The sequence below is a fragment of the Streptomyces sp. NPDC107654 genome, from assembly GCF_055639035.1.
The window spans coordinates 198,725-224,441 of sequence record NZ_JBVKBI010000007.1; the positions used below are offsets into that span (position 1 = coordinate 198,725).

The following is a 25,717-nucleotide window of genomic DNA, read 5'->3' on the forward strand; positions in this document are numbered from 1 at the left end:
CAGGATCCGAACCCGGCAGCGGACCCCTCACATACTGTCCGGACAGGCCACCGGCACAGTGCTCGGAGAGACAGCCCATGGCGCCGAACGTTATCGGTCATCGTCGGTCACCTCGTGCCGCGCCCGGCGGATGAGCCGGTGCGCACCGCCGGAAGCCCCGGAAGCCGGGCCTCCGCCTTTTGGCGGTCCTCGTCCTTCGACCCGTGCCGCGCCGACATGGCGCGGGTCGATCGCCCCGCACCGCCCGGCACCGGTCCCCACGAGGGGAGGGACCGGTGCCGGGCGGGCCGGGAGCCCGCTCCGCGCACCCCGCACACCCGGCGAACGCTGGATATCTGACGGTCCGTCAGCTACCGTCGCCTCCCCGGTCGTTCCCGCAGGGGTGTCCCGAAGGGGTGAGTGACATGGAGAAGCAGCGTCCCCGGTGCCCGAGGCCACCCGGTGAACCGCGCTGGGTCGCGATGTTCCACGAGGCCGCCCGGGACACCTGGACGGTGGGCGCGGAGTCCCCGTACCAGGGGCCGGTGCGGTACGCCGTGGGTGACATGACCCGGACCGTGCGGGCCCGCGGGGGTGAGGTGACCGTCGCGCTCTGGGGCCCCGAGGACGGCACCTGGCGCCTCTTCGACACCGCGTACGCCACGGACCCCGCCCCCGCACCGCGGCGCCCCGTACCCGGCTCCCCGGACGCCCCGGACGCCCCGGGGCCGGCCCGGCTGGCGGAACGCATGACGGACCGCCGGCACCAGGTGCTCATGGCCGGACTGAGCAAGGCGGGCCTGTACGACCTGGGCCCCGAGGACGGCGAGGCGGTCCGTGCCCTGGCCGACCGGCTGGACGAGCCGACGGTCCGCCGGGTCGCCCACTGGCTCGCCACGGCCGGAAGCCGTCAGGACTAGGGAGAAGGAGAGGCCCCTGGTCACCGGCGGGCCGGTTCGGCGGGCGCGCGGCCGGGCAGGGACGTCCTGGAGGTCACCGCCCACGACTGCACGACTGGAGGACGCATGAAGGTCTCCGTCGACCGCTCCCTGTGCTACGGCTCCGCCGAGTGCGCGCACCGGGCGCCGGCCGTGTTCGCGTTCGAGGACGGGTACGGCGTCGTACGGCCCGGCGCTGCGGAGTCGGCCGAGGACCCGCGGGTGCGGGAGGAGACACGGGAGGCGGCCGAGAGGTGCCCCTCGCAGGCGATCGCCCTCGGCGGATGACTCACGCGGTCCCGGTGGCGGTGGCCGCGGGCGGGTAGCTCCAGCCGAAGGCGGCGAGCGCGCGGGCCCGGGCCTCGGCGACCGCCGTGCGGGCCGCGCGCTCCGCGGGATCGACGTGTGCGGCCTGGCCCGTGACCTGCCCCTCCCACTTGCGGTACAGCAGCCCGGTCTCCGCCGAGAACCAGCCGCGGCTCACCGCGTCCAGCGCCAGCAGCAGACCGGTGTCCTCGGAGGCCGGCAGTGCCATCCAGCCGCCCAGGGCGGTGAGCAGCTCCCGCCGCACGCACAGGCTCGCCGGGTGCACCGGGGCAAGGAAGTCGTTCCGCTTCCACCGCGCGAGAACGGTGCCGCGCTCGATCGGGCCCTCGTCGGGGTCCCCGGGGAAACCGGCCGTGGAGCCGTCGGGCAGCAGGTCGAGCACGCGGGACGTGGTCCAGCCGACGGTGGGCTCCGCCTCCAGCACGGCGAGGTCCCGGGCGAGCACACCCGGCGTGAGCCGGTCGTCGGCGTCCAGCACCTTGACGTACACGCCCCCGGCGCGTGCCAGCGCGATGGTCCGGGCGACCCCGGGCCCGCCCGGCCGGCCCTGGCGGAAGGAGACCCGGGCGTCGTCCGGGACGTACGGCCGGACCGCGTCCGTCGTGCCGTCCTCCTGCACGACCCACTCCCATTCCCAGCCGGCGGGCAGCCGCTGCGCGCACAGGGACGCGTACGCGTCCGGCAGGAACGGGGCGGAGGGGCCGTGGACAGCGGTGACTACGGTGACGCGCCGGTTCACGGCAGCGCTCACCACCTTTCCGGGTCTTCGTCTCTGTTCTGCGATGTGTGCCGCGAGGCCGTACGAGCATGTCGTACCGGGTACCGGAAACAGCGCGAGACCCCCGGCCTGGCCCGGCCGGGGGTCTGTTCGTGTCGACTGGTGCGTACGCAAGTCGCCGTGGGTCGAGACGTTGCGGTACTGCGGTACGGGAGGCTCAGCAGTCGAGGCGGCGCGCGGGGTCGGCGGGGTCCGAGGAGTCGGAGGCGTCCTCGTGGGCCGCGGTCTCGGACGGGGACTGGGTCTCGTCGGTCGGGCGGTGGCGGCAGCCCGGCGTCTTCCCGTGGGCCTCGGCCCGGATCCGCTGCTTCATCGTGGGGGGCAGGGCCCTGCCGTGGGACCAGGACCAGTGTCGTGCCGCCGGGATCGTCGCGGTCGTGCGCTGCGCGGTGTCGGTGCGGGGGCTCTCGGTGCGCGGGCCGGCCGCGGCGGCGGGCGCCGTGGCGGCGGTGACGAGTCCGAGCGCCGTGCACAGCGCGAGGAAGGCGGTGACGATGGCGGTCCACAGCTTCATGACCTTGTTCCGGGTCATGGCCCCTCACTTTCGGGTCGGGCGATTTGCGTACTTTCCTCATGATGTGTATGAGGGTCGCGAAGTGGTGGACCGACGCCCGTGGCGCGTCGATGTTCAGATCAACACCACTCGTATGGACGCACAGGGCGGGAGAAGTTCCCCGCCGCGCCCGGGCGGGAGTTGGGGCCCGACGCAGGTCACCGATCGATATCGGTCGGTGTGTATAGTCGGGCGCCAGAGGTCCCTTACGTCAAGGAAAGACGAGGTCGCGCGGTGAAGAAGCTGCTCCTGGTCGCACTGGCCGCCATCGGCGGGCTCCTCGTGTACCGGCAGATCCAGGCGGATCGCGCCGAGCAGGACCTGTGGACGGAGGCGACTGACTCCGTGCCCACGGGTTCGTGAGTCCCCTGTACCCGAGCTGAACCGACCCCGGCCGCCTGAGCGGTCGGGGTTTCGCGTTCTCCCGGGCCGCGGGTTCTGGGTTCCGGGTTGCGGGGGCCGGGCGGCTGCGTTAGACGGACGCGCGGGGGTGCCGGATCCTGCCGGGCGTTTCGGACAGGCGTACGCGTTGCCCGGATGGCCGAGCGGCGCCCGGGGCAGGATGGGCCCTGCGGTCCGGAGCGGCCGTCCGACGACTGGGGGTGGTGGCGCGTGCGGGCGCGAGGGGGTACGGCGACGTGGGCGGGGCGGCGAGCCGTGCGGACCGGCGCCGTGGTCGCGCTGCTGGGGCTGACAGCCGCCCTCGCCCTGCCGCCCGGTGCCCCGGCGGCCGCCGCAGCGGCAGCCGACGCCGACGCGCACCCGGGGTCGTACGCCTTCGCGCCCGGCGCCCGGACCGTCGCGGGTGCGGAGCGCACCACGGACGCCGCCCTGCTGGACCCCGGCCACGCCTACCGCAGCTCCCTGCCCCCGCGCGGCCGGCTCTTCTACCGCCTGCGGCTCTCCGCCGCGGACACCGCGTACGTCCCCGCCACCGCCGTACCGCCCGCGGACGCCGCGGTCTCCGCCACCGACGGCATCCGGGTCTCGGTCCGGGACGCGAACGGCACCTCCTGCTCCTACGCCTCCGCCCGCTTCGGCGCCGGGCTCAGCCCGCGCCCGGTCACGGCGCTGGGGCAGCGCGAGGCCGGCAGGGCCCTGTGCCAGGGCGCGGGCACGTACTACCTGCTGGTCGAACGCCTCGACGCCGAGGGATCCGGTACGGCGGCCGCGTCAGGGCGGTGGGACCTGGAGATCACGCCCGCCACCGAACCGGGCCTCACCCGAGCCGGCCCCACCACCGCGCCGCGGACCTGGGACTCCGCCACGCCGGACCCCCTCCCCGGCACCCCCCGCGACCGCTCCGGCGGCACCGGGTTCGCCACCGCCCGCGCACTGGGCCAGGGCGTCTGGCGGACCACCCTCACTCCCGGCGAGACCCGGTACTACAAGGTGCCGCTGGACTGGGGCCGGCGGCTGCACGCCTCCGCCGAGCTGGCCGGCGCCCCGGGCCACGGCTATGCCGGCGGCGCCCTCGACCTCTCCCTCTACAACCCCGTGCGCGGCTACGTCGAGGGCGCCTCCCTCGGCTACACCGGCACCCCGAAGACCGCCGCCCTCGCACCGCTGCCGCCGGTGGAGTACACCAACCGGTACGCCGTGGCCGCCGGCGTCACCTCCGTCCGCTTCGCCGGCGAGTACTACCTGGCCGTGAGCCTCGGTACCCAGCTGACCGGCGCGTTCGGGACGGGGCCGTTCGAGGTGACCCTGCGGGTCCGGGTGGACGGCCGGGCCCAGGAGGGTCCGGGGTACGCCGGCCGGCCCGTGCCGGACGGCGTCTTCACGGTCACCGCCGGGGACCGGGAGGCCGCGCTCACCGGGGACACGGGGGACGGTGCCGGTCACCGGGTGATGCTGCTGGTCGCCGTCGGCGGGCTCGGCACGGGCACCGCCCTGCTCCTGCTCCTCGGCGGGTGGACGGTGGCGGCCCGCCGGGCTCACACCCGGGCCAGCGCCCAGAAGCCCACCGCGTAGCAGGCCAGCGCCAGCAGCAGGATCGGGATCGCGGCCCTGGCCGGGGGCCCCGGCCGACGGGCCGCACGCCGGGCCCGACGGCCGCGGGCGCGTGATGCGGGCGGGGGCGACGGTGCGGTCGTGAACGACGGAGGGGTGTAGGGCGGGGGCGCCTGGGGATCGCGGGCGGTGTACGCGGCGGTGCCGGTGTCGGTGCGGGGGGCGGCAGGGCGGTACGGCACCGGGGAGGAGAGTGAGGGCGAGGGGTGCAGGGGCTCCCGGCGCTGCCGGAGGTGCTCGGTCTGCTGGGTCTGCTGTGCTGCTTGGGGCGCCGGAGGCTGCCGGGGCTGTCGCGTCGGTTCGGTCTGCTGGGGAGGAGGAAGGCGGAAGCTGCCGGTGTCGGAGAGGGCGCCGGTGCCGGTCGCCTCGGCAGCCGGGGACGGCGTACCGCCCGGGACCGGCTCCAGGGCCACGCCGGAGGCCTGCCGGAGGGGGCCGTCGGGGCCGAAACCGGGGGGCAGCGGGCCGAGTTGGTCGAAGATCTCGATGAGTTCGTCGTCGGGGCCGGGCTCCGGCAGCAGCTCCGCCGCGGCTGTCAGCGCCTTGCGCGCCCCGGTGGCGGTACGGAACCGGTCCACGGGGTCCGGCTGGAGCAGCGACGCGATGACCTGCCAGAGGGGTTCCGGGACGCCCTGGGGCGGCCCGGGCGTCCCGTGTTCCAGGAAGTACTGCACGATCGCCTTGGCGTCGGGCTTCGCTCCCTCCAGGAGGTACAGGGCGACCAGACCGACGGCGAACAGGTCGGCCGGGAAGTCGGGGTCGGCGCCCATGACCTGCTCGGGGGCGAGGTAACCGGGCGTGCCCACCACGAGGTTGGTCTCCGTCAGCCGGGGTTCGCCGAGCCGCATGGCGATGCCGAAGTCCGACAGCCTCAGCCGCGGCCGGCCGGTGCCGGTGGCTTCCAGGAGCAGGTTGGCGGGCTTGATGTCCCGGTGGACCACCTCCTCCGCGTGGACGGCGGCGAGCCCGGACAGCAGCTGGTCCAGCAGGGTGCACACGTACGCCGGCGGCAGGGGGCCGTAGTCGCCGACCAGGTGGACCAGGGAGCCGCCCGCGACCAGGTCCATGGTGAACAGCACCTGGTCGTCGTCGGCGGCCCAGCTGGCCGGGGCCAGGACGTGCGGGTGGTCGATGCGCAGGGCCTGCTCGCGGACGAAGCGGAGCAGGGAGTGGGCGTCGCGCTGCTGGAGGACCTTGGCGGCCACGTAACGCCGTCGGCGGTGGTCCCAGGCACGCCAGACGGCGCCCACGCCTCCCCGTCCGATCGGGTCGGCCAGCTCGTACCGGCCGGCGAAGACCTCACCCATGGCAGCCGCCGCTCCTCCCCTGGTCCGACGAACCTCCCGCGCCCCCCGCGCCGCTCGCTACTCCCTACCCACGAGACGAGCGCCGCGCCACCCCGGGCACCGAGTCCCCGGTGCCACGCCCGGCCGGCGGGTCAGTTCTGGTGGGACTGGTAGTGCGCCACGGCGTCCGAGGTGCGGCCGGCGCCGTAGACGCGGAGGAACTCCGCCAGCTCGGGGTGGCTGGGGGCGAGGGCGTCCGCGGCCTCGATGATGTCGCCCGCTGCGGCCACCGAGCGGAGCAGCGACTGGATCTCGCGGACCACGCGCTTGACGGTCGGCACACCCGAACTGTTCGTCGTGTGCGTCGTGTTGCTGAGCACGGAGCCCCCCTGCGACTTCTTGATCTCGTCCATGCGCTCGGTCGCCTCGGCGGCGCTCACGCTTCCGTCGGCCACCTGGGACGCCAGCTCCTGCAGCAGCTGCACCCGCTGGACCACCGCGGGATTGCCGATCTTCGCGCGCTGGCCGCTCATCAGCTGCGAGAGCATCGGAGCGGACAGGCCCAGGACCGCCGCGAGCCGGGCCTGGTTCAGCCCGAGATCGTCGATGAGCTTACGGAAGAGCGCCCCCAGCGGCTCCCCGTACCAGTTCCGCTGCAGCTCCCGCGCTCTGGCGGTGGCTTCCTGCTGTGCGGCGTCCATTGCGTCTCCCCATCGCTTCCCCTGACAAACCGCGGTTCGCTGTAGCGAACCACGCCGAGCATCTTACGGAGAGTGGTCATCCGCGGGGACCCCCAATCTTTTTGCGGGATATGGGGGGTGACCCGGTACTCTGGTCTGCGGCAGCCGCCGGAGCGTGATTCCTCCGGTCGGTCGCTCCTTCCCGGGGCCTTAGCTCAGTTGGTAGAGCGCCGTCTTTGCATGGCGGATGTCAGGGGTTCGACTCCCCTAGGCTCCACAATCGAGATCCCTCTGACCTGCGAAAAACGTGGGTCAGGGGGATCTTCGTGCGTCGTCTTCCCCCGCCGGTCCGACGGAGCCGGCCAGAGTCCGTGTCCGCCGGGGGTCAGCGGGCCGCCGGAGCGGTGATCGAGTGCCGTAGCGCCGTCGTGTCCCGCACCACCGGGGCCGTCGCGCTGCCCAGGAGCCGCAGTGCCGCCTCCGAGGGCGAGCCGGGCTCGGCCGAGTACGCGATCAGGCGCTGGCCCGAGGTGCCGGGGATGACGAGGTTCTCGAAGCCGAGTTCCAGCGCACCGACCAGAGGGTGACGCAGGTGCTTCACCCCGGAGGTGCAGGTGCGCACGGGGTGCCGGGCCCAGCGGCAGGCGAACTCGCCGCTGCTCATCGTGAGTTGCCCGACGAGCTCGGCGAGGGCGCGGTCGTCGGGGTGGCGGCCGGCGACCAGGCGCAGGCTGGCCACGGCGAGTTGGGCCTGCTCGTCCCAGTTCGCGTACAACTGCCGGTACCGCTCGTCCAGGAACAGCATCCGGGTCAGGTTGGGACGGGTGGCGGGGGTCTCGGGGCTGTCGGGCGCCAGGTGGCCGGCGAGCAGCGCGTGGCCCAGCTGGTTCCACGCGAGGACGTCGGTGCGCCGGTCCATGATGACGGCCGGTACGTGGGTCATGGCCGCCAGCAGCTGCCGGGCCGAGGCACTGGCGTGCGCCACCCGGCGCGGTGCGGGCCGGGACGAGGCGGCAGAGGGGCGCGCGAGGTCCTTCAGGTGGGCCGTCTCGTCCTCGGTGAGACGCAGGGTGCGTGCGATCGCCTCCAGCACGCCCTCGGAGACGCTGGTGGAGCGGCCCTGTTCGAGGCGGGTGTAGTGGGTGATGCTGACACCCGCGAGCGTCGCCAGCTCCTCGCGGCGCAGCCCGGTGACGCGGCGGCGGCCCGGGTACGGGTCGATGCCGACCTCCTCCGGGCGCAGCGCGGCGCGGCGCGACTTGAGGAAGTCTCCCAGCTCGGACGCGGCGCCCATTCCTGCCTCCAGGTCGGCGGAGTGCGGCCGGCTCCGGCCACCGTCGGCCTCTCATGATGCCCGCCGGTCCCCGAGCCCGAAAGGCGTGAGGGTGGTCAGGAAATGACCACCCTCGGGCCGGCTGTGCACTCCGGGGTGCTGGCTCGGAATGCGGGCGCCGACGAGCCTCTCTGCCGTAACCGCGTGACGCGACGGAGTGCGGCGCGGGTCAGGAACCATGAGGAAAGGGACTCGACGTCATGTCTGTCACCGAGACCGAGGCGGCCGGCGCCGCGCCCGGCACCGCCGCCGACGCGGCACCCGACGTGCTCACTCCCCGGCTCAAGCTGGTGCTGGTACTGCTGCTCGCCACGCAGTTCATGCTGGCCGTGGACTTTGCCATCCTGAACGTGGCGCTGCCGGTGATCGGCAGGGATCTGGGCTTCCCGCTGTCGCACCTGCAGTGGATCGGTACCTCGTTCGCGCTGTGCGCGGCGGGCTTCACGCTGCTCTTCGGCCGGGTCGCCGACCTGTTCGGCCGGCGCCGGCTGTTCCTCGGCGGCCTCGTGGTCCTGGGCGCGGCCTCGCTCCTGGGCGGGCTGGCGCGGAACCCGGAGACGCTGATCGCGGCCCGCGTCCTCCAGGGTCTGGCCACCGCGGCCGTGACTCCTGCTGCGCTGTCGCTGATGACCACCTCGTTCCCGGAGGGCCCGCTGCGCCAGAAGGCGCTCGGCCTCAACGGCGCGCTGATGTCCGGCGGCTTCACCACCGGCGCCGTCCTCGGCGGTGTGCTGACCGACCTGCTGTCGTGGCGGTGGTCGTTCCTCATCAACGTGCCCGTCGCGTTCGTCGTGCTGGTCGTCGCCCCGACGGTCGTCAAGGAGTCCCGTCCCGACGAACGCCCCCGGCTGGACCTGCCCGGCGCCGTCAGCGTCACCCTCGGTCTGCTGGCCGTCGTCTTCGGCCTCACCCGGGCGGGCGAGAAGGGCTGGGGCTCGGCGGAGGCCCTGCTGCCGCTGGCGGCGGGCGTGGCGCTGCTCGTGGTGTTCTGGGCCGTCGAGCGCAAGGTGGCCGCGCCGCTGGTTCCGCTCGGCGTGCTCGGCCGGAGGTCGGTGGCCTGGGGCAACGTCGCCGGTCTGATCGCGTTCCTCACCGAGTGCTCCCTGGTCTTCCCGCTGACGCTCTACCTGCAGGACGTCCTCGGCTTCTCCGCGCTCGCCGCCGGTCTGTCCTTCGGCGTCCTCGGCCTGGGAACGGTCACCGGTGGTGTCACGGCCCCGAAGGTCCTCGGGAAGCTCGGCAGCAAGCGGACGCTGATCGTGGGCGGCCTCCTGCAGACCGTGTTCACCGCGGCGCTGGCCGGCCTCGGCGACGACCGCTCGTGGATGTGGCTGATGCTGGTCGCCAGCTTCCTCGGCGGTGTCGGCAACATGCTGGTCATCGTGGGCTTCATGGTCACCGCCACCACGGGTCTTCCCGACCGCGAGCAGGGTCTGGCCACCGGCCTCGCCACCATGACCCAGCAGGTCGGCATCACCATGGGCACACCGGTCATGAGTGCCGTCGTCACCGCCGCCATGGCGGGCACCGGAGCCTCGGCCGTCCTCGGCGGTCTGAGGGTCGCGATCGCGGTGAACGCCGCCATCGTCCTCCTCGGTGTCGTCACCAGCGCCGTGTTCCTGCGCGGCGACCGGGCACCGGCGCGGTGACGCGCCGGCCGCCGGGCCGCCTGACGTCAGAGCGGGTTCGGGACTCCGGCGGCGGGGATCGGTGCCGGTGCCGGTGCCGGTGCCGGTGTCCGTGTCGGTGCCGCGCCGGGGCGGCGGTAGACGTACGGGGGCGGCACCGGGCGGCCGGCGTCGGCCGGGTCGCGGACGAGGTCGCGGACGAGGTGGTGATCGGGGGAGAGGGCGCAGGCCGGGTCGGTGCGGGTGGCGTCGCCGGTGAGGGCGAAGGCCTGGCAGCGGCAGCCGCCGAAGTCCTCCTCCCGGCGGGGGCAGCCCCGGCAGGGTCCGGTCATCCAGTCGGTGCCGCGGTAGCGGGCGAAGGCCGGGGAGTGCTCCCAGATCCAGGCGAGGGGGTGGTCGCGGACGCTGGGCGGGTCGAGGTCCGGGAGGGAGGCGGCCGCGGGGCAGGGCAGGACGGTTCCGTCCGGTGCGACGGTGAGCGAGACCGCGCCCCAGCCGCCCATGCAGGGCTTGGCCACGCCGTCGAAGTAGTCGGGGACGACCCAGACCAGGTCGATCCGGTCGCCCAGTCGCTCGCGGCGGCGCTCCACCGTCTCCCGGGCGCGGGACAGCTGCTCCCGGGTGGGCAGCAGCGCGGACCGGTTGAGCAGGCCCCAGCCGTAGAACTGGGTGTTGGCCAGTTCGACGCGGTCCGCTCCCCAGGCCACGCCCAGGTCGATGAGGGCGTCGACGGCGTCGAGGTTGTCGCGGTGCAGGACGACGTTCAGGCCGAGCGGGAGCCCGGCCCGGCGGACGAGGGCCGCCGCCCGTTCCTTCGCGGCGAAGGACGAGGGGCGGCCGGCGATCCGGTCGCCGGCCCGCGGGTCGGCGTGCTGCACGGACAGCTGGACGCTGCGCAGCCCGGCCGCGGTGAGCGCGGCCAGCCGGTCCTCGTCCAGGCCGGTGCCGCTCGTGACCAACTGGGTGTAGATCCCGGCGGTTTCGGCGGCGGCCACGATCTGCTCCAGATCGGGCCGGAGCAGCGGCTCGCCGCCGGAGAGGTGGGTGTGCACGACGCCCAGCGCACCGGCCTGACGCAGGACGTCCGTCCATTCCCCGGTGCTCAGCTCGGCGGAACGGCGGGCCAGCTCCAGGGGGTTGGAGCAGTACGGGCAGTGCAGCGGGCAGGCGTGGGTGAGTTCGGCGAGCAGGGCCCACGGGGGTGCCACGGCGGCTGCGGGGGGCAGGGGAGCGGTCACGTCAGCCAGCCCTCCCGACGCAGGCTGTCCAGGAAGGCGGGGACGGTGCCGGCCACCGGCGCGCCGGGGAAGCGTGCGGACAGCTCGCCGACGATCCCGGGCACGGTCCGGGTGCCGTCGCACAGGCCGACGACGGTGCCGGCGCGCCCGGTGAGGACGACCACGCGTTCCGGCAGGACCAGCAGGTCCGCACCGCGCACGGGGTCGTGCCGCAGCATCAGCGCGGGGGCGAGCACGGGGCGCCACCCGTCGGCCGGGGCCGACGGGCCCGCGGGCCGGGGCGTCACACCGGCTCCGGCAGGCGGTGCTGACCGGCGTGCTGCTGTACGGCGTCGAGCAGCGACCACAGCACATCGCACTTGAAGGACAGCGCGGCCACGGCCTTCTCCTGCTCCTCGCGGGTACGGGCCCACTCCAGGACGAGGTCCAGCGCCTCGGCGCTGTCGCGCCGGCCCTGGTCGACGCGGGTGCGGAAGTAGGCGAGTCCGTCGGGGGCGATCCAGGAGTAGTGGCGCTCGAACGCCTCGATGCGCAGGCGCATCAGATCGGGCGCGGTCAGCTCGGTGAGCGAGGCGGCGACGGCCTCCAGGGGCGAGCGCAGCCGGCAGAAGTTGACGTAGCCCTCCACGGCGAGCCGGACGCCCGGCAGCACGGCCCCGCCCGACAGCAGGGTCGCGCGGTCCAGGCCGGCCGCCTCGCCGAGCCGCAGCCAGCGCTCGATGCCGCCCTCGCCCTCGGCGCGCCCGTCGTGGTCCTCGATCCGGCGCAGCCACATGCGCCGCAGGAGGGACGAGTCCAGTTTCGCGAGGATCAGCGCGTCCTTGACCGGGATGTGGCGCTGGTAGTGGAAGCGGTTGGTGATCCAGCAGCGCACCTCCTCCGGGGTGAGGTCGCCCTGGTGCATGCGGAGGTTGAAGGGGTGGCGGTCGTGGTAGCGGTCCTGGCCCACCGCGCGCAGGCGGGTCTCGAACTCGGCGCGGCCCCAGGGCTTCGCCGGCGGGGCGGGTGTCGTGGTCACAGCTCGATCACCATTCCGTCCTCGGCCACCCCGAGACCCAGCCGGGCGAGCCGCTTGTGCTGCGGCGCCGCCGGGTCGACGAGGGGATTCGTGTTGTTGAGGTGGGTGTAGAGGCAGCGGGCGGAGAGCGTGGCGAGGATGCGGGCGGTGCCGCCCGGTCCGTCGATGGGCAGGTGCCCCATGCCGGTGGCGGTGCGGGGGGAGATGCCGGCGCCGCGGGGCTCCTCCTCGTCCCAGAAGGTGCCGTCGAGGATGACGCAGTCGGCTTCGGCTGCGGCCTGGTGCAGGGCGTCGGACCAGGCGGCCACCGCCGGTGCGTACAGGACGGTCCGGCCGGTGGCCGGTTCGTACAGGCGCAGCGCGACGACCCACGCGGGGTTGGCGGGGGCGTCGGCCGCGTAGCGCGGGCGCTTGCCGGAGACGGGTACGGCGCTGATCAGTACGCCGGAACCGGCCGGGCCGCCGGTGTCGCCGAGCAGCGGCCGGGTGCCCGGACACCGCAGGTCCCGCCAGGTCAGGGTGGTGTACGGGGTGAGCACCGGGCCGAGGCGCAGGCGGCTTTCGACCGCCTGGCGGACGGGGGCGGTGGCGAGGATCTCCAGGCGGTCCGCCTCGCGCAGCCGCCAGATCCCCAGCGTGTGGTCGAGTTCGGCGTCGGTGAGGACGACCCCGGCGACCGGCGTCTGCCGGGGCCTGGGCCCGGGGTGGAGCACCGGGTGGTCCTCGATCTGGTCGCCGAGGTCGGGGGTGGCGTTGACGAGGTACCAGCGGCCCTCGTCGGCACGGACGGCCAGTGAGGCGTGTCGGCGGCGCCGCCCGGGGTGGGCGCGTGCCCCGGAGCATCCGGGGCACGCGCAGTTCCACTGGGGGATGCCGCCGCCGGCCGCGGTACCGAGCACCTGCAGCAGCATGACGGGGTTAGCGGACGCTGAGGGAGTAGGCGGTGACCTCCAGCGCGGTGTCGACGACCACGTATCCGGGGGTCTGCCAGGCGGTCCGCTCGGTCTCCTCGGGGGTGCGGGCGGCCTGCTCGGCCCGCTCGGCGGCTTCGGTCATGGTGCGTACCTTCCTTTCTGCACGGGGGTGTTGCCCTCCCGGTCGGGAGGGAGCCTTCGGCCGTCCCTACCTGATGGTCACCTTGAGGAGGAGGTCCTTGGCGACGCCGCGGTCGCTCGTGCCCAGCCACAGCTGGTCGGCGCCGGGGACCTTGGCCAGTGCCCGCAGCCGGCCGTAGGTGCCGTTGTAGTAGGCGGTCGCGGGGCCGACGTCCTGGCCGGTGGCGCCGATCGGGATGCGCCACAGCCGGTGGCCGCTCAGCGTGGAGGCGTAGATGACGTTGTTGACGACCGCGACCTGGGCGGGCACGCCTCCGTCGTCCGGCTTCCAGACCATCTTCGGGTTCGTCATCCCGGCGCGGGAGCAGGAGCCCTCACAGGACGGCCAGCCGTAGTTCCGGCCCGGCTTGACGAGGTTGAGCTCGTCCCAGGTCTCCGCGCCGATCTCGGTCGACCACAGGCGGCCGGCGCGGTCCCAGGCCAGTCCCTGGGGGTTGCGGTGACCGTAGCTGTAGACGCGGGTGCCGAAGGGGTTCCCGGGAGCCGCGGCACCGTTCTTCCTGATCCGCAGGATCTTTCCGTTGAGGGACTTCCTGTCCTGGGCCAGTGCGCCCTTCTGGGCGTCGCCGGTGGCGACGTACAGGTATCCGTCGGGCCCGAAGGCGATCTTCCCGCCGTTGTGCTGGGTGTCCCTGACGATCCCGGTCAGGACCGGGGTGTACCCGCTCAGCCTGGTGCCGTCGAAGCGCATCCTGACCACGCGGTTGTCCGTGCGCGTGGTCTCCATGAAGAACACGTCCTTGTCGGACGTCCCGTTCCAGGTCGGGGACGCGGCGACACCGAGCAGTCCGCCCTTGTCCTGCGTCTGCTCGCTCCACACCGCGTTCGGCACCGTGCCGACCTTCTTCTTGGCGCCGTCCAGGGCGACCTTCCAGACCACGGCGGTGTCGCGTTCCGTCACCAGCGCCGCCTTGCGCCCCGGGAGGAAGGAGATTCCCCAGGGCGTCGTCAGGGTGCGGTTCAGCGTGCTGATCGCTGACGGTGCGCCGCCCGCGCGGGGGACGGCGTGCGGTTCCGCGGCCGTCGAGGGCGGTCCGGACAGGCCTACGGCCAGGACGGCGGCGACAGCGGTGAGCGCGGCGGTTCCCAGCCGGGCCCGGTGCAGCGCCGAATGCGCCAAGCGTGACATCGTGATGCCTTTCCTTCGGTGTTTCCGTATCGGGCGCCCCCTCCGCACAGCAGTGAGCTTGCGCGCCGACCGGTCCGCCACCGGTCCACCGGCGCCGGGAAGTCCCTCCCACGAGTGACCGCCGTTCCGCAGGTGGGCAGGCGGCCGAGGGGGACGGAGGGGGTGCGCCGGGTCAGGGGGCCCGCCGCGGCGGGGAGGGGCAGTCCGTCCGACCGGTGTCGGGCAGCGGGGCGTCCGGGGGGCCGGTGGTGGCCGCGGGGCCGGCCGCGGGTGTCGTCGCCGGCTGGGGGGCGGGTGCCGAGGCGGGACTCGGCCGCGGTGTCGCCTCCGGGCCCGGCGTCGGGGTACCGGGGGTCGGGCTCGGGTGGGGGTTCGGGGACTGACCCGGTGCGAGGCACGGCGGCGGGGTGGCGGGGGAGGAGGGGGTGTCCGGGCGGGGCGCTCCGCTCGTGTCGCCCTCGTCGACGCAGTCGACGAACCGGACGAAGGGCACCTGGTCGTCGGTGCCGGCGGCGACCGCGAAGTCCCGGGCCGTGTGGCTGCGCAGCAGGCACATGTCGTAGCGGGCGAGCACCGGCAGGGGGGCGGGGGCGGCGGCCGGACGGTACTCGTGGCGGCCCACCAGCTGGCAGGAGTCGTAGCGGACCAGCGGCCCGCGCGGGCCCACGGTGTAGCGGTGCGGGCGCACGTCGGCGGAGAAGTCCCGGTAGGCGAAGGCGGTGTCGTCGCAGTCGCTGAAGTGGACCGTTCCGCCGTTCCACACGCAGTCGATGACGACGACGTCCGGGTTGCGCACCTCGAAGCGGATGTCCTGGGCGTGGAACCGCTGCACGGAGTCGTGGTGCCGGGAGACGGGGAAGCGGAAGAACGTGCTGGTGGTGCCGTACTCCGGAGTGCTCTGCGGGCGTCTGCCGGTGATGATGTACGAACCGCCCCGGCAGGCGATGGAGCCCCCGTAGGGGAACTCCAGGAAGTTCCCCCACTCGTACTCGACCTTCATGTCGGTGAACCAGTAGTTGAGGAACTGGTCCTGGTCGTTCGGGTCCTGCTGCCCCTCCCGGGTCAGCCCCGAGTACAGGAACGCCCTGCGGTACCGGCCGCCGACCCGGCACGCCTCCCACCGCATCTCCGAGTTGGTGTCCGTACCGCTCAGGGCGAGCCCGTACTCCCACTCCCCCATCCACTCGCACTCGGAGAACCGGTAGTCCTGCGCCTGCCCGGTGGAGTACGAGTCGAAGAAGGAGGCGCCGGGCGTGGCCGAGCGGAACTGCATGCGTTCGAAGGAGAGGTTGGACCACACGTCCTGGTTCCGGCAGAGGAAGGAGCCCGGGCCGGTCTCGGGGCGGAAGACGAGGCTGGTCATGCGCCGGCCCGCGCCGGAGAAGCGCAGGCCGCTCGCGGGCCGCGGCGGTGCGACGCCGTTCAGCAGCGCGCGCGGCCGGGTGATCAGGTACTCGCCGGCGGGAATCTCGATCACCACGCGGCCGACCCCGCCGGAGACACGCGCGGCGGCGTACGAGTAGGCGACCTCGAAGGCCCCGCTGTCGTCGGTCCGCCCGTCGCCCACCGCGCCCAGGTCGACCACGTTGACGACACTGTCCGGCTTGTCCGCGGAGCGGCCGAGGGCGGACGCGCCGCGGGTGGACAGGGCCGTGGCGGCCAGCGCCGAGGCGCCGCCACGGAGCAGGTGCCGACGGCTGACACGGGACATCGGTCTGCCCCACTCTGTCATAATCGCCTTCTTTCCCGTGCTTTCTCCATTAAAGGAGGCAAATGACCGGGTTCATCGAGGTCTTCAGGCACATGGCGGCGGCGCAGAAGCCGGCGAGGGGGGTGTCGGCCTACACCCTGTTCGTCAACCGTCCGGCCGGCCGCCTGTTCGCCGCTCTGGCCTACCGCGTCGGTGCGACCCCCAACCAGCTGACCGTGCTGGGCGCCCTGTTCACCTTTCCGGCCCTGGCCGCGGTGGCCTGGGTGCGGCCCGGCCCGGGGATGTCGGCCGGTGTCTGCGCGGCCCTGGCCGTCGGGTTCGCCCTGGACGCGGCGGACGGGCAGCTCGCCCGCACCCAGCGCTCGGGCAGCCTGTCCGGCGAATGGCTGGACCACGTGCTGGACTGCGTCAAGCTGGTCACGGTGCACCTCGTGGTGCTGGTGTCGTTCTACCGGTTCTTCTCACTGCCCGACCCGGCCTTCCTGCTGGCCCCGCTGCTCTTCGAACCGGCGGCCGTGGTGATCTTCTTCGCGGGGATCCTGGCCGAGCAGCTCAAGCGGCGGACGGCGGCCCCGGCGCCGGCCCGGCCCGCGCCGGCGCTGCGGGCCGTGCTGCTCCTGCCGGTGGACTACGGCATCACCTGCTTCAGCTTCCTATTCCTGGGCAGCCAGCACGTCTTCCTTTCCGTTTACTGCGCATTGCTGCTGGCCCACCTCCTGTTCATGGCCGCCTACCTGGTCAAGTGGTTCCGCGAGCTGCGCCGAGACGATCTCCGGCGCCTTCTTCCGGGAGAGCAGCTCCAGTGAGCCGCGCAGCAGGGTGCTGGAGGTGTGCAGGGTGTAGGGGAAGTAGACGACCTCCACACCGACCTGCGCGAAACGCCGTTCCAGCTCCTCCCACTTGGGCGTGCCCCGCCAGTCGTCGCCCTTGAAGATGACGTGGTAGCCGAGCCGCTTCCACGTCTCCAGCTTGTCCTCCTCCGACTCCACGACGGCGACGTCGACGCAGCGCAGGCTGCCGACGATCTCCAGGCGCTCGGAGAGGGGGACTACCGGTGGCCGGCCCTTGAGCCGCTCCACCAGGTCGTCGGAGGTGACACCGGCGATCAGGCGGTCGCAGTGCCGGCGTGCCTGGCGCAGGATGTTGAGGTGGCCGATGTGGAACAGGTCGTAGACGCCCGGGGCGAACCCGATGCGGGTCATCCCCATGCGTCACCCGCCGTGCCGGCCGTCGCCCCGCCGGGTGCGGTCACGGGCAGCACCGGCGACTTCGGCGAGGTGTTCGTCCCGTCCGACACCTGGATCCGGTACTGGTGCCGGGTTCCGGGGTCCACGGAGTCGGTGTGGCTCATCCACGGGCGGTCCCAGTAGGTGGACGACTGCTTTCGCCGCGCGATCAGCCGGCCGTCGCGGTAGAGCCGGTAGGTGAGGGCCGCGTCGTCCCGGTCCCAGGAGGCCTGCCAGCGCAGGGTGACGTGTCCGGCGCGTGCGGCGGAGAGCGAGAGGGCGGGCACCGTCGGGGCCCCGGTGTCGGGGCCGGGCCCGAAGCGGGTGAGGCTCTGCTGGGGCCTGCCGTTGACCCGGGTGAACTCGCCGCCCACCCAGAGGATGCCCTCCGCGACCGTCAGCGCACGGGGTCCCACCTTCTCCCCCGTGCCTTCGTCGGTGTCGGGGAACCAGTGCAGGATCCTGCTGGTGCCGGGCGACTGGGCCAGCAGGTGCTGCCGGTCCTGGTGCTCGGGGAAGCCGCCCGGGGTCGTGCCGCAGTCGTGGGCGTGGGAGGCGCTGTAGAGGACGCCGCGGTAGGGCAGGACCGCCTGGGTGGCGCCGTGGCAGGAGTCCTTCCACACCATCCGGTCGTCGTCCAGCCGGCCCGCGACACGTCCGTCGAAGATGCCCTCGCCGTGGCCCTCGGCGCCCACGTAGAAGCGGGTGCCGTCCTGCGCGATCGACTTCACCGACGAGCGGGGCGGCAGCCAGTCGGGGAAGGCGCGCTTGGTCGTTCCGCTGGTGGCGTCCAGGGCGACCAGGGCGTGGGCCTGGCGGCCGTTGACCGACTCGAAGTCGCCGCCGGCGTAGAGCTTTTTGTGCGAGGGCACGGCCGACAGCGCGCGGACCGGCGCGTCGACGTCCGCCCGGAACGGACGCAGGTCGCCCTCGGGGGTGAGGGCGGCGAGGTGCCGTCTGGTCCGGCCGTCGACCCGGCTGAAGTCACCGCCGAGGTAGACCGTCCGTCCGGTGGTGTCGATCGCCCGGACGGTCGCGGACACCGCCGGCCGGAAGTCCCTGCGCAGGGTGCAGTCGGTCGTGTCCAGGGCCACGGCACTGGCCACACCGGTGGACCCCACCCGGCTGAAGGAGCCGCCCACGTACAGCACCCGGCCGTCCGGGGAGGCCTTGAGGGCGCGGACGGTTCCCTCGCCCCCGGTGAACGACGGCGCGCACGGCAGCAGGGCGCCGGTCACGGCGTCGAACGCGGCGAAGTTGCGGCGCCGGACCTCCCGTTCGCCGGGTTCCGCTCCGGACGGCCGCACCGCGTCGAAGGTGCCCCCGGCGTAGACGACACCGTGCGCGGAGGCCAGCGACCAGACGATGCCGTTCGTCTGCCATGTGGTCAGCGGGTCGGCGGTGAAGGACGCCTTGGGTTCGGCGGCGGCCACGGCGGCAGGGGGATGGAGCGGTACGGCGGAGCACAGGAGGGCGACGGCGACCGCCCTGGTCGCCGCCCTCGACGGGAGCTTTCTCAGGCGCAATGGACACCCCGGATGGCAGTGGTGTGGGCGACGCGCGGGGAAGTGACACGGGACCCGCCGGGCCCCGGCCGTAAGCCCCTGCCTGGGCTCACGCGGCGCGACGGCGCAGAACTCCGACCAGCTCACTCACTCCCAGCGGCCTGCGATACCACCACAAAGTAGTACCAAATACACACATTCCCAAGGTCATCCCGGCGGCGAGTCCCGACGGCGTGTCACCTTCCAGGAGACGCAGCGCGGCCAGTACCACCGAGACGGCCAGCCCGGTACCGAGGGCGGTGGTGTAGCCGCGGTCGACGGTCGTGAAGCCGAGGCGCAGCCGGACCAGCAGGGCGGCGGAGACGTTCTCCACGACGATGGCCGCGCCCCAGGACACGGCGGCCCCAAGAACGCCCCACCGCGGTACGGCGATCAGACCGACCGTCAGCTGCACCGCGAACGCCGCGGCGGTGACGGCGAGGTGCCAGGAACTCCTGCCGGACATCAGCAGCACGGTCTGGGCGTTGCCGACCGCGACGTTGACCATCGAGGCCGCGCACAGCACGACCAGGGCGGGCGCCCCGTGGACGAACTCCGGGCCGAAGACCGACAGCACGGTTGCGGGGAAGGCGGCGACGAGGACGAACAGCGGCCAGGAGAACAGCACGATCCAGCAGGTCGAGACGCGGTGCAGATGGCGCGCCTCGGCGACCTGGTCGACGGCGAGCAGCCGGCTGATCTGGGGGGCCACGGCGAGCCGGACGGCCAGTTGCAGCAGGGTGCCGGCGGTGACGACGCGGCCGATCGCGGTGTAGACGCCCGCCTCGGTCCCGGTGGCCAGCGCGGACAGCAGGATGACACCGACCCAGACCGCGCTGATGTCGAAGAGGGACGAGATCGCGCGCGGCGCCGAGAAGCTCCAGAAGGCCCGCCAGGGAACGTTTCCGCGCACGGCCGGGTGCGTGGTGCCGCGGGCGGCGCGGCAGCGGCGCAGGGCCAGCCAGGCGGCCACCGTGCCGGCCGCCGAGGGCAGCAGCCAGGCCGCGGCCAGGGACAGCATGCCCGGGGCGCACGCGGCCACCGGCACGGCGATCAACACGCGCAGCACGGGCTTGCCGATCTGCTCCACGCCGACGAACCCCACGACGGTGCCGTGGCCCTGGGTGGCGCCGAGCAGGAGGAGACCCACGGTGGCGACGGGCAGGAACAGCCCGAAGAGCCGTACCAGGGCGACCGCGTCGGCGGGCCGCAGGTGGGGAAGGAGCGTGGTGGCCACCGCGGGGCTCAGCAGCAGCGGCAGCGCGGCCGCCGTGCCGGCCGCGACCGCGGGGACGAGGGCCGCGCGCAGCAGACCGCCCACCGAGCGGCCGCCGTCCACGGCGAGGTCGCGGGAGACGAAGCGGACGAGCCCGGAGTCGGAGCCGAGCTTGCAGGCGTGGCTGAGGATGGTGAACAGCGCGACGCCGGTGAAGACGGAGCCCGCTCCCCGTGCTCCGAGGGCGCGGGTGATCAGCCCGACGAAGACGAAGGCGAAGACGGCGTTGGTCGCGGAGCCCGCCACCCCCCACCACCCGCCCCGCGCGGTGGCGGCGACGCTGTTCGGACCGGCGGGGGCGGGCGCTTGCGGGGCGGTCATCCGCGGGAGACCGAGAGGGTGTCGTCCTGCGCCGGCAGCTCCACGACCGGTGCGGCGGGCTCGGTCTCGGGGCGGCGCCCGGGGCGTCGGCGCGGGACGGCGCGGAGGAGTCCGTGCCAGGGGCCGCCGTCGAGCACGGCGCGGAGGAGTCCGCGCCGGGGGCCGCCGTCGAGCACGGCGCCGAGGAGGGTCCCGCCGGCGCAGCCGATCAGCTCGTGCGCCCGCCTGAGGTCGTCCCGCCGGGTGGTGTCGAGGCCCGCGACCAGCAGGACGCCGTCGACGCGGTGGGCGAGGGCCAGGGCGTCGGCGTGTTCCAGCAGCGGCCGGGTGACGACGACCGTGGTGCGGGAGCCGGAGTCGGCCGGCACCCGCTGGACGGCGGAGGCCCCGCCGGCCCGGTCGGGCGAGCCCGTGCCGCCGGCCCAGCAGGCGAACCGCCCGGCGCTCCCGGCGTCGACCAGTCGGCTGCCGTCGGGCAGCGAGGATGCCTCCTCGGGGCCGCGGGCGTCGTCCTGGAGCAGCGGCAGCCGCGCGGTGAGGGCGGGCGTACCGGGGTCGGCGTCCACCAGCAGCACCTCGTCACCGCACTCCGCGAGGGCCGCCGCGAGGTTCACGGCGACCTCCTCGGTGGCGGCACCGTGCCGGGGGGACACGACGAGGACGCGGCCGGGGCCGGCGGGCAGCACGGTCCGGCGCAGCCGGCAGGCGAGGGCGCGCAGGGTCTCCGCGCGGTCGCCGCCCTGGCGGCCGACCGTCAGCAGTTCCCGGGCCCCGGCCGCCTCCTCGTCCTCGTCGCGGCCGGGGGGCAGCAGGCCGAGCACCGGGGTGCGCAGCGCGGCCCGGGCCTCGTCGGCCGAGCGGACCCGGGTGTCGAGGACGGAGCGCAGCCAGGCCAGCAGGACGCCGAGGGCGAGCCCGCCCGCCAGGCCGAGCGTGAGCAGGGTCGGCCGGCCCGGGACCGAGGGGCCGCGGGGTGCCTCGCCGCGGCGGACGACGTCGCCTCCGTCGGTGTCGCGGGACCTGATGTCGACGATACGTTTGTGCAGGGTGTCCAGCTCGCTCTGCGCGGCCTTGGCGGCGTCGTCATCGGTGTCCTTCTCGGCGTCCGTCTTCTTGGCCGCCTGCACCGCGTCGATCTGCTGCTGCACGCTGCGGGTGGCCCGCTGTACGGCGGCTTCGTTGCGGGCCTTGCGGTCGGCCAGATAGGCCTCGGCGAAGGCGTTGGCGCCGCGCGCCGCGCGCGCCGGGGTGCGGGCGGTGAACTCGAAGCGGAGCACCTGGGACTTGGCCTGGTTGGTGATCCGCAGGTCGTCCTCCAGCGCGGCTGCGCTGCCGGCGGCCTGGCCCAGGAGGCGCGCCGCGCGGACGGCGACCGCGGTGCTGGCCGCGATCTGCTGCTCGGTGCCCATGCTGACCTGGTTGTCGGCGGCCACGCTGACCGCGCCGAACGGATCGGCGGTGGAACGTACGAGGACTTCGCTGGTGGAGGTGTAGGTGTGAGCGCGGCTGAGCGCCAGGGCGGCCCCGCCGAGCAGCCCCAGGACGATGCCCAGGGCGATGAGGGCGCGGTGGCGCAGGAGCCGGCGGAGTTGGTCGCGGAGCTGGTCGGGCTCGTCGTACCGGTCGGGGAGGTGGATGGGGCCGGTCACGGAGGGCCTCCTGTTCCGGGGATCTGTGCGGGGCGGATGGGTGCGGCCGGCGGCGCCGACGGGGCGGGCCGCGGGGCGCGGGCCGAGCGGGTGGTGATGAGCAGCGGAACGGCCAGCAGCAGCGTCAGCGGGCCGACGATCCCGAGCAGGCTGCCGCGCAGGAAGACCATCTGGTAGAAGGCGAAGGCCGGGACCAGCAGGGCCGCGAGGGTGCCGGTCCGGCTCCGGAGCCGGTGGCGTACGTCGTCCATGCGCCGCCCGGCCGCGCCGAGCAGGAAGAAGACGGCGGCCACGGCGGGCGGCCCGGCCCACAGGTAACTCTCGATCCACAGCGGGGCGGAGAGGTTGAGGAAGTCGTAGCCCGCGTAGCGGGCCAGGGCGATCCCGGTGTCGTCCGGCTTGTCCGGCCACACCGAGCGCGGGATCCAGAACAGCGCGGGGCCCAGCGCGTCCAGCGGTGCGAACCCCTCGTCCCGCGCGAGGTCGACACCGGTCTGCACCTGCTGGAAGGCGTCGTAGTCGCCGTTGGCGGTGAACTGCGCGGTGAGGGAGACGACGGTGAACTGCTCCCGGTCGCTGTAGCGGAAGTAGTCGCTGTACGGGAAGACCAGCAGCACGGTCGCCATGAGGGTGGCCGCGATGACGCGGAAGGCGCGGGGCCGGCACAGCCGGGGCACGGAGAACAGCAGGGCCATCAGGACCGTGCCGACCCAGAACCTCGGTTTGCTGACGGGGTTGTTGACGACGACGTTCAGCGCGAGGAGGAGCGGGAGCAGCAGCCGGCGGACCCCGCGCAGCACACGGTCGCCGCCGGGGACGCGCGGGACGTGCAGCAGGCCCAGCAGCGCCCAGAACGCGGGTACGGACAGGGACCAGCTGCGCAGGGCCGCCACGAAGGCGTCGCCGGACCCGTCCATGAGGCCCGCCTCGTGCAGCGCCTGGCGGCTGGTGAAGTAGGCGCGGAGGCCGCCGGGTTGGCCGGGGACGAGCAGGACGGCCAGGGCCAGGGCGAGCCCGCACAGCGAGAGCAGGCGCCAGGGGGCGAGGCGGCGGGACAGCAGGCGTTCCGCCGGCCCCGGTGCGGAGGCGGCCGTGCGGGTGCGTTCCCGGCGGGCGACGACGGCGGCTCCCGCGGTGTGGGCGAGGAGGCCGAGTTCGACGACGGCCACGGCGCTGAGGGTGGTGCCCTGGCCGGTCCGGTAGGGCCACGGGTAGGTGTCGGTGGCGAGCTGGGCCAGGGGGGCGAGACCGAGCCAGATGTAGGCGAACATCCAGAAGCCGAGGGCGACGAGCCGCACCGTCGTCGCGGTGAGCACCCGGACGAGGACCACTGAGGTGTGCGCCACCACCGCGGCCTGCGCGACGAGCGCGACCGACGGGCGGGTGCCGTCCGACGCGAGGAGCAGCCCCGGCAGCAGGACCAGCAGCGCCGGCGACCAGAGGGAGACCGCGACCGCGCTGCGGACGGGTGCCTCCCCTGCCGGCGACTCCTTCCCCATCGGGTATTTCATCTGAAAGCTCATCAGAAGGTTTATATAGCCCGCCATTCATCAAGTCGGACAGGCGCGCGCGGCTCCGTCCTCGGGTGACGCGGGCGGAGCGGTCGGCGTGCCATAAGCCGAAAATCAGGACAAATGTGCATTCCTAGTCGCGTCAGGTCATCGGATCTTCGGACAGGGGAGTTGCCCATGGACAAGCAGGTCGACGTCGTCGTTGCCGGGGGCGGGGGGTTCATCGGGGGGCATCTCGTGGGCTCGCTGCTGGCCCAGGGGCTCTCCGTCCGCTCCATCGACGTCAAGCCCCGGCAGGAGTGGTACCAGGTCCACGACGCCGCGGAGAACGTGATCGCCGACCTGTCCCTGCTGGAGAACGCGCGCGCGGGCGTCCGGGGCGCGCGGCAGGTGTACATGCTCGCCGCCGACATGGGCGGCATGGGCTTCATCGAGAACAACAAGGCCGCCTGCATGATGTCCGTGCTGACCAGCACCCACATGCTGCAGGCCGCGCACGAGGCGGGTGTGGAACGGTACTTCTACTCCTCCTCCGCCTGCGTCTACGCCGCCGGCAAGCAGGCCGACCCGGACGTCACCGCGCTGCGCGAGGAGGACGCCTACCCGGCGCAGCCGGAGGACGGCTACGGCTGGGAGAAGCTCTTCTCCGAGCGCATGTGCCGCCACTACACGGAGGACTACGGCTTCACCACCCGCGTCGCCCGCTACCACAACGTGTACGGCCCGCACGGCACCTGGGACGGCGGCCGGGAGAAGGCGCCCGCCGCGGTGTGCCGGAAGGTGGCCGAGGCGGTGCTCTCCGGGGACCACCGGATCGAGATCTGGGGCGACGGCCTGCAGACCCGTTCCTTCATGTACATCGACGACTGCCTGCACGGCACACAGATGATCATGGCGGGGGACAGCGGCGTACCCGTCAACCTCGGCTCCTCGGAGCTGGTGACCATCAACCAGCTGGTCGACATCGTGGAGCGGATCGCGGGCATCCGCTGCGAGCGCAGCTACCGGCTGGACGCCCCCCAGGGAGTGCGCGGCCGCAACTCCGACAACACCCTGATCCGCGAGATCCACGGCTGGGAGCCGTCGGTCTCCCTGGCCGACGGACTGGAGAAGACCTACGCGTGGGTCTACGACCAGGTCAAGCGCTCCCACCAGTGACGCCGATGAGAATCCTCGTCCACGACTACAGCGGCCACCCCTTCCAGGCGCAGCTGAGCCGGGAGCTGGCGCGCCGCGGCCACGAGGTCGTCCACTCGACGTGCACGGCCTACGTCTCCGGCAAGGGCGACCTCGCCTCCGACGTCCCCGGCCTGCGCTTCGCCACCATCGGGGACGGCGTCCGGCTGCGCAAGGAGGCCTACGTCCGCCGGCTCGGCCAGGAGACCCGGCTGGGCCTCGAACTCGCCCGGCAGGTCCGCCGTGAGAAACCCGACGTGGCGCTGCTGTCCAACCTGCCGATCCCGGTGCTGGTGGCCACCGCGGCCGTGCTGGGCAGGCTGCGCATCCCCTGGGTGCTGTGGCACCAGGACGTGACCGCGGTCGCGCTGGAGAGCTTCGCCGCCGGCGGTGTCGCCCGGTCGATGGGGCTGGCGGCCAAGGTCTTCGGGGCGGGCGAGAAGTGGTCCGCGCGGCAGGCCGCGGCCGTCGTGGTGATCGCCGACTCGTTCGTGCGGGTCCATGAGCGGTGGGACACCGCCGACAAGGTCACCGTCATCCCCAACTGGGCGCCGCTGGACGAGATCGTGCCGGTCGAGCGGGCCAACGCCTGGTCGGCGGAGCACGGTCTGGACGGCGTGCGGACGGTGCTGTACTCGGGCACGCTCGGGCTGAAGCACGACCCCGAGCTGCTGGTGCGGCTGGCCGAGCGGCTGCGCGCCCAGGGGAGCCCGGTACGGCTCGTCGTCGTCAACGACGGTCCCGCCGTACCCGTGCTCCGGGACACCGCCGCCGCGCGGGGCGTCGAGCTGACCCTGCTCCCCTTCCAGCCCTACGAGCGGCTGTCCGAGGTGCTCGGCACGGGTGACGTCCTCGTCGTCCTGCTGGGCCCGGACGCCGGGCAGTTCTCGGTGCCGTCCAAGACGCTCTCGTATCTGTGCGCCGGGCGGCCGGTGCTCGGTCTGATGCCCGCCGACAACCTCGCCGCGCGGCTGCTCCGGCAGGCCGGCTCGGCGGTCTTCCCACCGGGCGAGCAGGCCCTGGGAGACGCGGCCGCCTGGGTCCGGGACGTCCTGTCCGACCCGGCCCGGGCCGAACGGCTGGGCAAGGAGAGCCGCGCCCTGGCCGAGCGCGAGTTCGCCCTGGAGTCCTGTGTCTCCCGCTTCGAGACCATCCTCCAGGACGCGGCCGGACACCGCCGCCGGCCCTGACCGGCCCCCCTTTCCGTGGCCGACCGCGACACGCCGTCGGCCACGGGTCCGCCGGCCGGCCTGCCCACCGGAGCGGTCGGGCGGGCGGGGCACCGGGC

At 73.8% G+C, this 25,717-nt stretch carries 23 protein-coding genes, 1 tRNA gene and 2 pseudogenes; 9 read left to right on the top strand and 17 right to left on the bottom strand.

Annotated features, from left to right (window positions below; all coding sequences use genetic code 11):
• The first annotated feature begins 404 nt into the window (after positions 1 to 404).
• Positions 405 to 899 (top strand): hypothetical protein, encoded by a 495-nt coding sequence (locus ACZ7N4_RS15380; protein ID WP_471358393.1) that lies wholly within the window; start codon positions 405 to 407, stop codon positions 897 to 899.
• A gap of 105 nt (positions 900 to 1,004) precedes the next feature.
• Positions 1,005 to 1,205: a ferredoxin gene (locus ACZ7N4_RS15385; protein ID WP_471358396.1), complete on the top strand. Its 201-nt coding sequence runs from the start codon at positions 1,005 to 1,007 to the stop codon at positions 1,203 to 1,205.
• A gap of 1 nt (position 1,206) precedes the next feature.
• Here ACZ7N4_RS15385 and ACZ7N4_RS15390 read toward each other — a convergent pair whose 3' ends face one another.
• A complete protein-coding gene (locus ACZ7N4_RS15390) occupies positions 1,207 to 1,995 on the bottom strand; it encodes a glycosyltransferase family 2 protein (protein ID WP_471358399.1) in 789 nt (262 codons plus the stop codon).
• Between the two features lie 184 nt (positions 1,996 to 2,179).
• Positions 2,180 to 2,554 carry a DUF6344 domain-containing protein gene (locus ACZ7N4_RS15395; protein WP_471358402.1) on the bottom strand — a complete coding sequence of 125 codons (375 nt, stop codon included), beginning with the start codon at positions 2,552 to 2,554 and terminating at the stop codon, positions 2,180 to 2,182.
• 255 nt (positions 2,555 to 2,809) lie between these two features.
• Between ACZ7N4_RS15395 and ACZ7N4_RS15400 the strand changes: the two genes are divergently transcribed.
• On the top strand, positions 2,810 to 2,938 hold the full coding sequence (locus ACZ7N4_RS15400; protein WP_003999697.1) for a DLW-39 family protein: 129 nt from the start codon (positions 2,810 to 2,812) through the stop codon (positions 2,936 to 2,938).
• A 294-nt stretch (positions 2,939 to 3,232) separates the two neighbouring features.
• A complete protein-coding gene (locus ACZ7N4_RS15405) occupies positions 3,233 to 4,549 on the top strand; it encodes a hypothetical protein (protein WP_471358403.1) in 1,317 nt (438 codons plus the stop codon).
• Here the strand turns inward: ACZ7N4_RS15405 and ACZ7N4_RS15410 are convergent.
• Entirely contained in the window at positions 4,513 to 5,895 is a 1,383-nt protein-coding gene (locus tag ACZ7N4_RS15410; RefSeq protein ID WP_471358407.1) for a serine/threonine-protein kinase, read from the bottom strand. The two genes, ACZ7N4_RS15405 and ACZ7N4_RS15410, sit on opposite strands and share 37 nt — an antisense overlap.
• A 131-nt stretch (positions 5,896 to 6,026) precedes the next feature.
• Positions 6,027 to 6,575 carry a helix-turn-helix domain-containing protein gene (locus tag ACZ7N4_RS15415; protein WP_471358409.1) on the bottom strand — a complete coding sequence of 183 codons (549 nt, stop codon included), beginning with the start codon at positions 6,573 to 6,575 and terminating at the stop codon, positions 6,027 to 6,029.
• Positions 6,576 to 6,758: 183 nt separating this feature from the next.
• Between ACZ7N4_RS15415 and ACZ7N4_RS15420 the strand changes: the two genes are divergently transcribed.
• Positions 6,759 to 6,831, top strand: a tRNA-Ala gene (locus tag ACZ7N4_RS15420).
• Between the two features lie 108 nt (positions 6,832 to 6,939).
• Here the strand turns inward: ACZ7N4_RS15420 and ACZ7N4_RS15425 are convergent.
• Positions 6,940 to 7,848 (bottom strand): helix-turn-helix transcriptional regulator, encoded by a 909-nt coding sequence (locus tag ACZ7N4_RS15425; protein ID WP_471358411.1) that lies wholly within the window; start codon positions 7,846 to 7,848, stop codon positions 6,940 to 6,942.
• Positions 7,849 to 8,084: 236 nt separating this feature from the next.
• Here ACZ7N4_RS15425 and ACZ7N4_RS15430 point away from each other — a divergent pair.
• Positions 8,085 to 9,536 (top strand): annotated as a pseudogene (locus ACZ7N4_RS15430) (MFS transporter); the annotation flags it as partial.
• Between the two features lie 26 nt (positions 9,537 to 9,562).
• Here the strand turns inward: ACZ7N4_RS15430 and pqqE are convergent.
• The 7 genes from pqqE to ACZ7N4_RS15465 all read right to left on the bottom strand — a co-directional run bounded on the left by pqqE (position 9,563) and on the right by ACZ7N4_RS15465 (position 15,726).
• Positions 9,563 to 10,762 (bottom strand): pyrroloquinoline quinone biosynthesis protein PqqE, encoded by a 1,200-nt coding sequence (gene pqqE, locus ACZ7N4_RS15435; RefSeq protein WP_471358800.1) that lies wholly within the window; start codon positions 10,760 to 10,762, stop codon positions 9,563 to 9,565.
• Entirely contained in the window at positions 10,750 to 11,040 is a 291-nt protein-coding gene (gene pqqD, locus ACZ7N4_RS15440) for a pyrroloquinoline quinone biosynthesis peptide chaperone PqqD (protein WP_471358414.1), read from the bottom strand. Before pqqD ends, pqqE begins: the two co-directional genes overlap by 13 nt.
• Complete coding sequence (gene pqqC, locus ACZ7N4_RS15445; protein ID WP_471358417.1) at positions 11,037 to 11,771, bottom strand: pyrroloquinoline-quinone synthase PqqC; 735 nt, start codon at positions 11,769 to 11,771, stop codon at positions 11,037 to 11,039. Before pqqC ends, pqqD begins: the two co-directional genes overlap by 4 nt.
• Complete coding sequence (pqqB, locus tag ACZ7N4_RS15450; protein ID WP_471358419.1) at positions 11,768 to 12,682, bottom strand: pyrroloquinoline quinone biosynthesis protein PqqB; 915 nt, start codon at positions 12,680 to 12,682, stop codon at positions 11,768 to 11,770. The genes pqqC and pqqB overlap by 4 nt, the downstream gene beginning before the upstream one ends.
• A 7-nt stretch (positions 12,683 to 12,689) precedes the next feature.
• A complete protein-coding gene (gene pqqA / locus ACZ7N4_RS15455; RefSeq protein ID WP_471358422.1) occupies positions 12,690 to 12,827 on the bottom strand; it encodes a pyrroloquinoline quinone precursor peptide PqqA in 138 nt (45 codons plus the stop codon).
• A 66-nt stretch (positions 12,828 to 12,893) separates the two neighbouring features.
• A complete protein-coding gene (locus ACZ7N4_RS15460) occupies positions 12,894 to 14,006 on the bottom strand; it encodes a PQQ-dependent sugar dehydrogenase (RefSeq protein WP_471358424.1) in 1,113 nt (370 codons plus the stop codon).
• A 181-nt stretch (positions 14,007 to 14,187) separates the two neighbouring features.
• On the bottom strand, positions 14,188 to 15,726 hold the full coding sequence (locus ACZ7N4_RS15465; protein WP_471358426.1) for a glycosyl hydrolase family 28-related protein: 1,539 nt from the start codon (positions 15,724 to 15,726) through the stop codon (positions 14,188 to 14,190).
• 62 nt (positions 15,727 to 15,788) lie between these two features.
• Here ACZ7N4_RS15465 and ACZ7N4_RS15470 point away from each other — a divergent pair, with 62 nt between their 5' ends.
• A complete protein-coding gene (locus ACZ7N4_RS15470) occupies positions 15,789 to 16,532 on the top strand; it encodes a CDP-alcohol phosphatidyltransferase family protein (RefSeq protein ID WP_471358428.1) in 744 nt (247 codons plus the stop codon).
• A gap of 15 nt (positions 16,533 to 16,547) precedes the next feature.
• Here the strand turns inward: ACZ7N4_RS15470 and ACZ7N4_RS15475 are convergent.
• From ACZ7N4_RS15475 to ACZ7N4_RS15495, 5 genes and pseudogenes are all read right to left on the bottom strand, one after another.
• Positions 16,548 to 16,934 (bottom strand): annotated as a pseudogene (locus ACZ7N4_RS15475) (FAD synthase family protein); the annotation flags it as partial.
• On the bottom strand, positions 16,925 to 18,385 hold the full coding sequence (locus ACZ7N4_RS15480; RefSeq protein WP_471358430.1) for a fibronectin type III domain-containing protein: 1,461 nt from the start codon (positions 18,383 to 18,385) through the stop codon (positions 16,925 to 16,927). The gene ACZ7N4_RS15480 and the pseudogene ACZ7N4_RS15475, both read right to left, overlap by 10 nt.
• 181 nt (positions 18,386 to 18,566) lie before the next feature.
• Positions 18,567 to 20,093, bottom strand: coding sequence for an oligosaccharide flippase family protein (locus tag ACZ7N4_RS15485; RefSeq protein WP_471358432.1), 1,527 nt, complete (start codon positions 20,091 to 20,093; stop codon positions 18,567 to 18,569).
• Positions 20,090 to 21,742, bottom strand: coding sequence for a YveK family protein (locus tag ACZ7N4_RS15490; protein ID WP_471358435.1), 1,653 nt, complete (start codon positions 21,740 to 21,742; stop codon positions 20,090 to 20,092). The genes ACZ7N4_RS15485 and ACZ7N4_RS15490 overlap by 4 nt, the downstream gene beginning before the upstream one ends.
• The gene (locus ACZ7N4_RS15495) at positions 21,739 to 23,265 is read right to left on the bottom strand and encodes a hypothetical protein (protein ID WP_471358437.1); all 1,527 of its coding nucleotides are present in this window, start codon (positions 23,263 to 23,265) and stop codon (positions 21,739 to 21,741) included. Before ACZ7N4_RS15495 ends, ACZ7N4_RS15490 begins: the two co-directional genes overlap by 4 nt.
• 165 nt (positions 23,266 to 23,430) lie before the next feature.
• Here ACZ7N4_RS15495 and ACZ7N4_RS15500 point away from each other — a divergent pair, with 165 nt between their 5' ends.
• Positions 23,431 to 24,411, top strand: a complete 981-nt coding sequence (locus tag ACZ7N4_RS15500) for an NAD-dependent epimerase/dehydratase family protein (protein WP_471358439.1) — start codon at positions 23,431 to 23,433, stop codon at positions 24,409 to 24,411.
• A 5-nt stretch (positions 24,412 to 24,416) separates the two neighbouring features.
• Positions 24,417 to 25,619, top strand: a complete 1,203-nt coding sequence (locus ACZ7N4_RS15505; RefSeq protein WP_471358441.1) for a glycosyltransferase family 4 protein — start codon at positions 24,417 to 24,419, stop codon at positions 25,617 to 25,619.
• Positions 25,620 to 25,717 lie beyond the last annotated feature (98 nt).

Coding starts and splice junctions, on each gene's coding strand:
- ACZ7N4_RS15495 (WP_471358437.1), bottom strand. CDS start 23,265: ATGAGCTTTCAGATGAAATACCCGATGGGGAAGGAGTCGCCGGCAGGG.
- ACZ7N4_RS15425 (WP_471358411.1), bottom strand. CDS start 7,848: ATGGGCGCCGCGTCCGAGCTGGGAGACTTCCTCAAGTCGCGCCGCGCC.
- ACZ7N4_RS15385 (WP_471358396.1), top strand. CDS start 1,005: ATGAAGGTCTCCGTCGACCGCTCCCTGTGCTACGGCTCCGCCGAGTGC.
- pqqB (WP_471358419.1), bottom strand. CDS start 12,682: ATGCTGCTGCAGGTGCTCGGTACCGCGGCCGGCGGCGGCATCCCCCAG.
- ACZ7N4_RS15485 (WP_471358432.1), bottom strand. CDS start 20,093: ATGACCGCCCCGCAAGCGCCCGCCCCCGCCGGTCCGAACAGCGTCGCC.
- ACZ7N4_RS15505 (WP_471358441.1), top strand. CDS start 24,417: ATGAGAATCCTCGTCCACGACTACAGCGGCCACCCCTTCCAGGCGCAG.
- pqqA (WP_471358422.1), bottom strand. CDS start 12,827: ATGACCGAAGCCGCCGAGCGGGCCGAGCAGGCCGCCCGCACCCCCGAG.
- ACZ7N4_RS15500 (WP_471358439.1), top strand. CDS start 23,431: ATGGACAAGCAGGTCGACGTCGTCGTTGCCGGGGGCGGGGGGTTCATC.
- ACZ7N4_RS15410 (WP_471358407.1), bottom strand. CDS start 5,895: ATGGGTGAGGTCTTCGCCGGCCGGTACGAGCTGGCCGACCCGATCGGA.
- ACZ7N4_RS15465 (WP_471358426.1), bottom strand. CDS start 15,726: ATGTCCCGTGTCAGCCGTCGGCACCTGCTCCGTGGCGGCGCCTCGGCG.
- ACZ7N4_RS15415 (WP_471358409.1), bottom strand. CDS start 6,575: ATGGACGCCGCACAGCAGGAAGCCACCGCCAGAGCGCGGGAGCTGCAG.
- ACZ7N4_RS15470 (WP_471358428.1), top strand. CDS start 15,789: ATGACCGGGTTCATCGAGGTCTTCAGGCACATGGCGGCGGCGCAGAAG.
- ACZ7N4_RS15395 (WP_471358402.1), bottom strand. CDS start 2,554: ATGACCCGGAACAAGGTCATGAAGCTGTGGACCGCCATCGTCACCGCC.
- ACZ7N4_RS15380 (WP_471358393.1), top strand. CDS start 405: ATGGAGAAGCAGCGTCCCCGGTGCCCGAGGCCACCCGGTGAACCGCGC.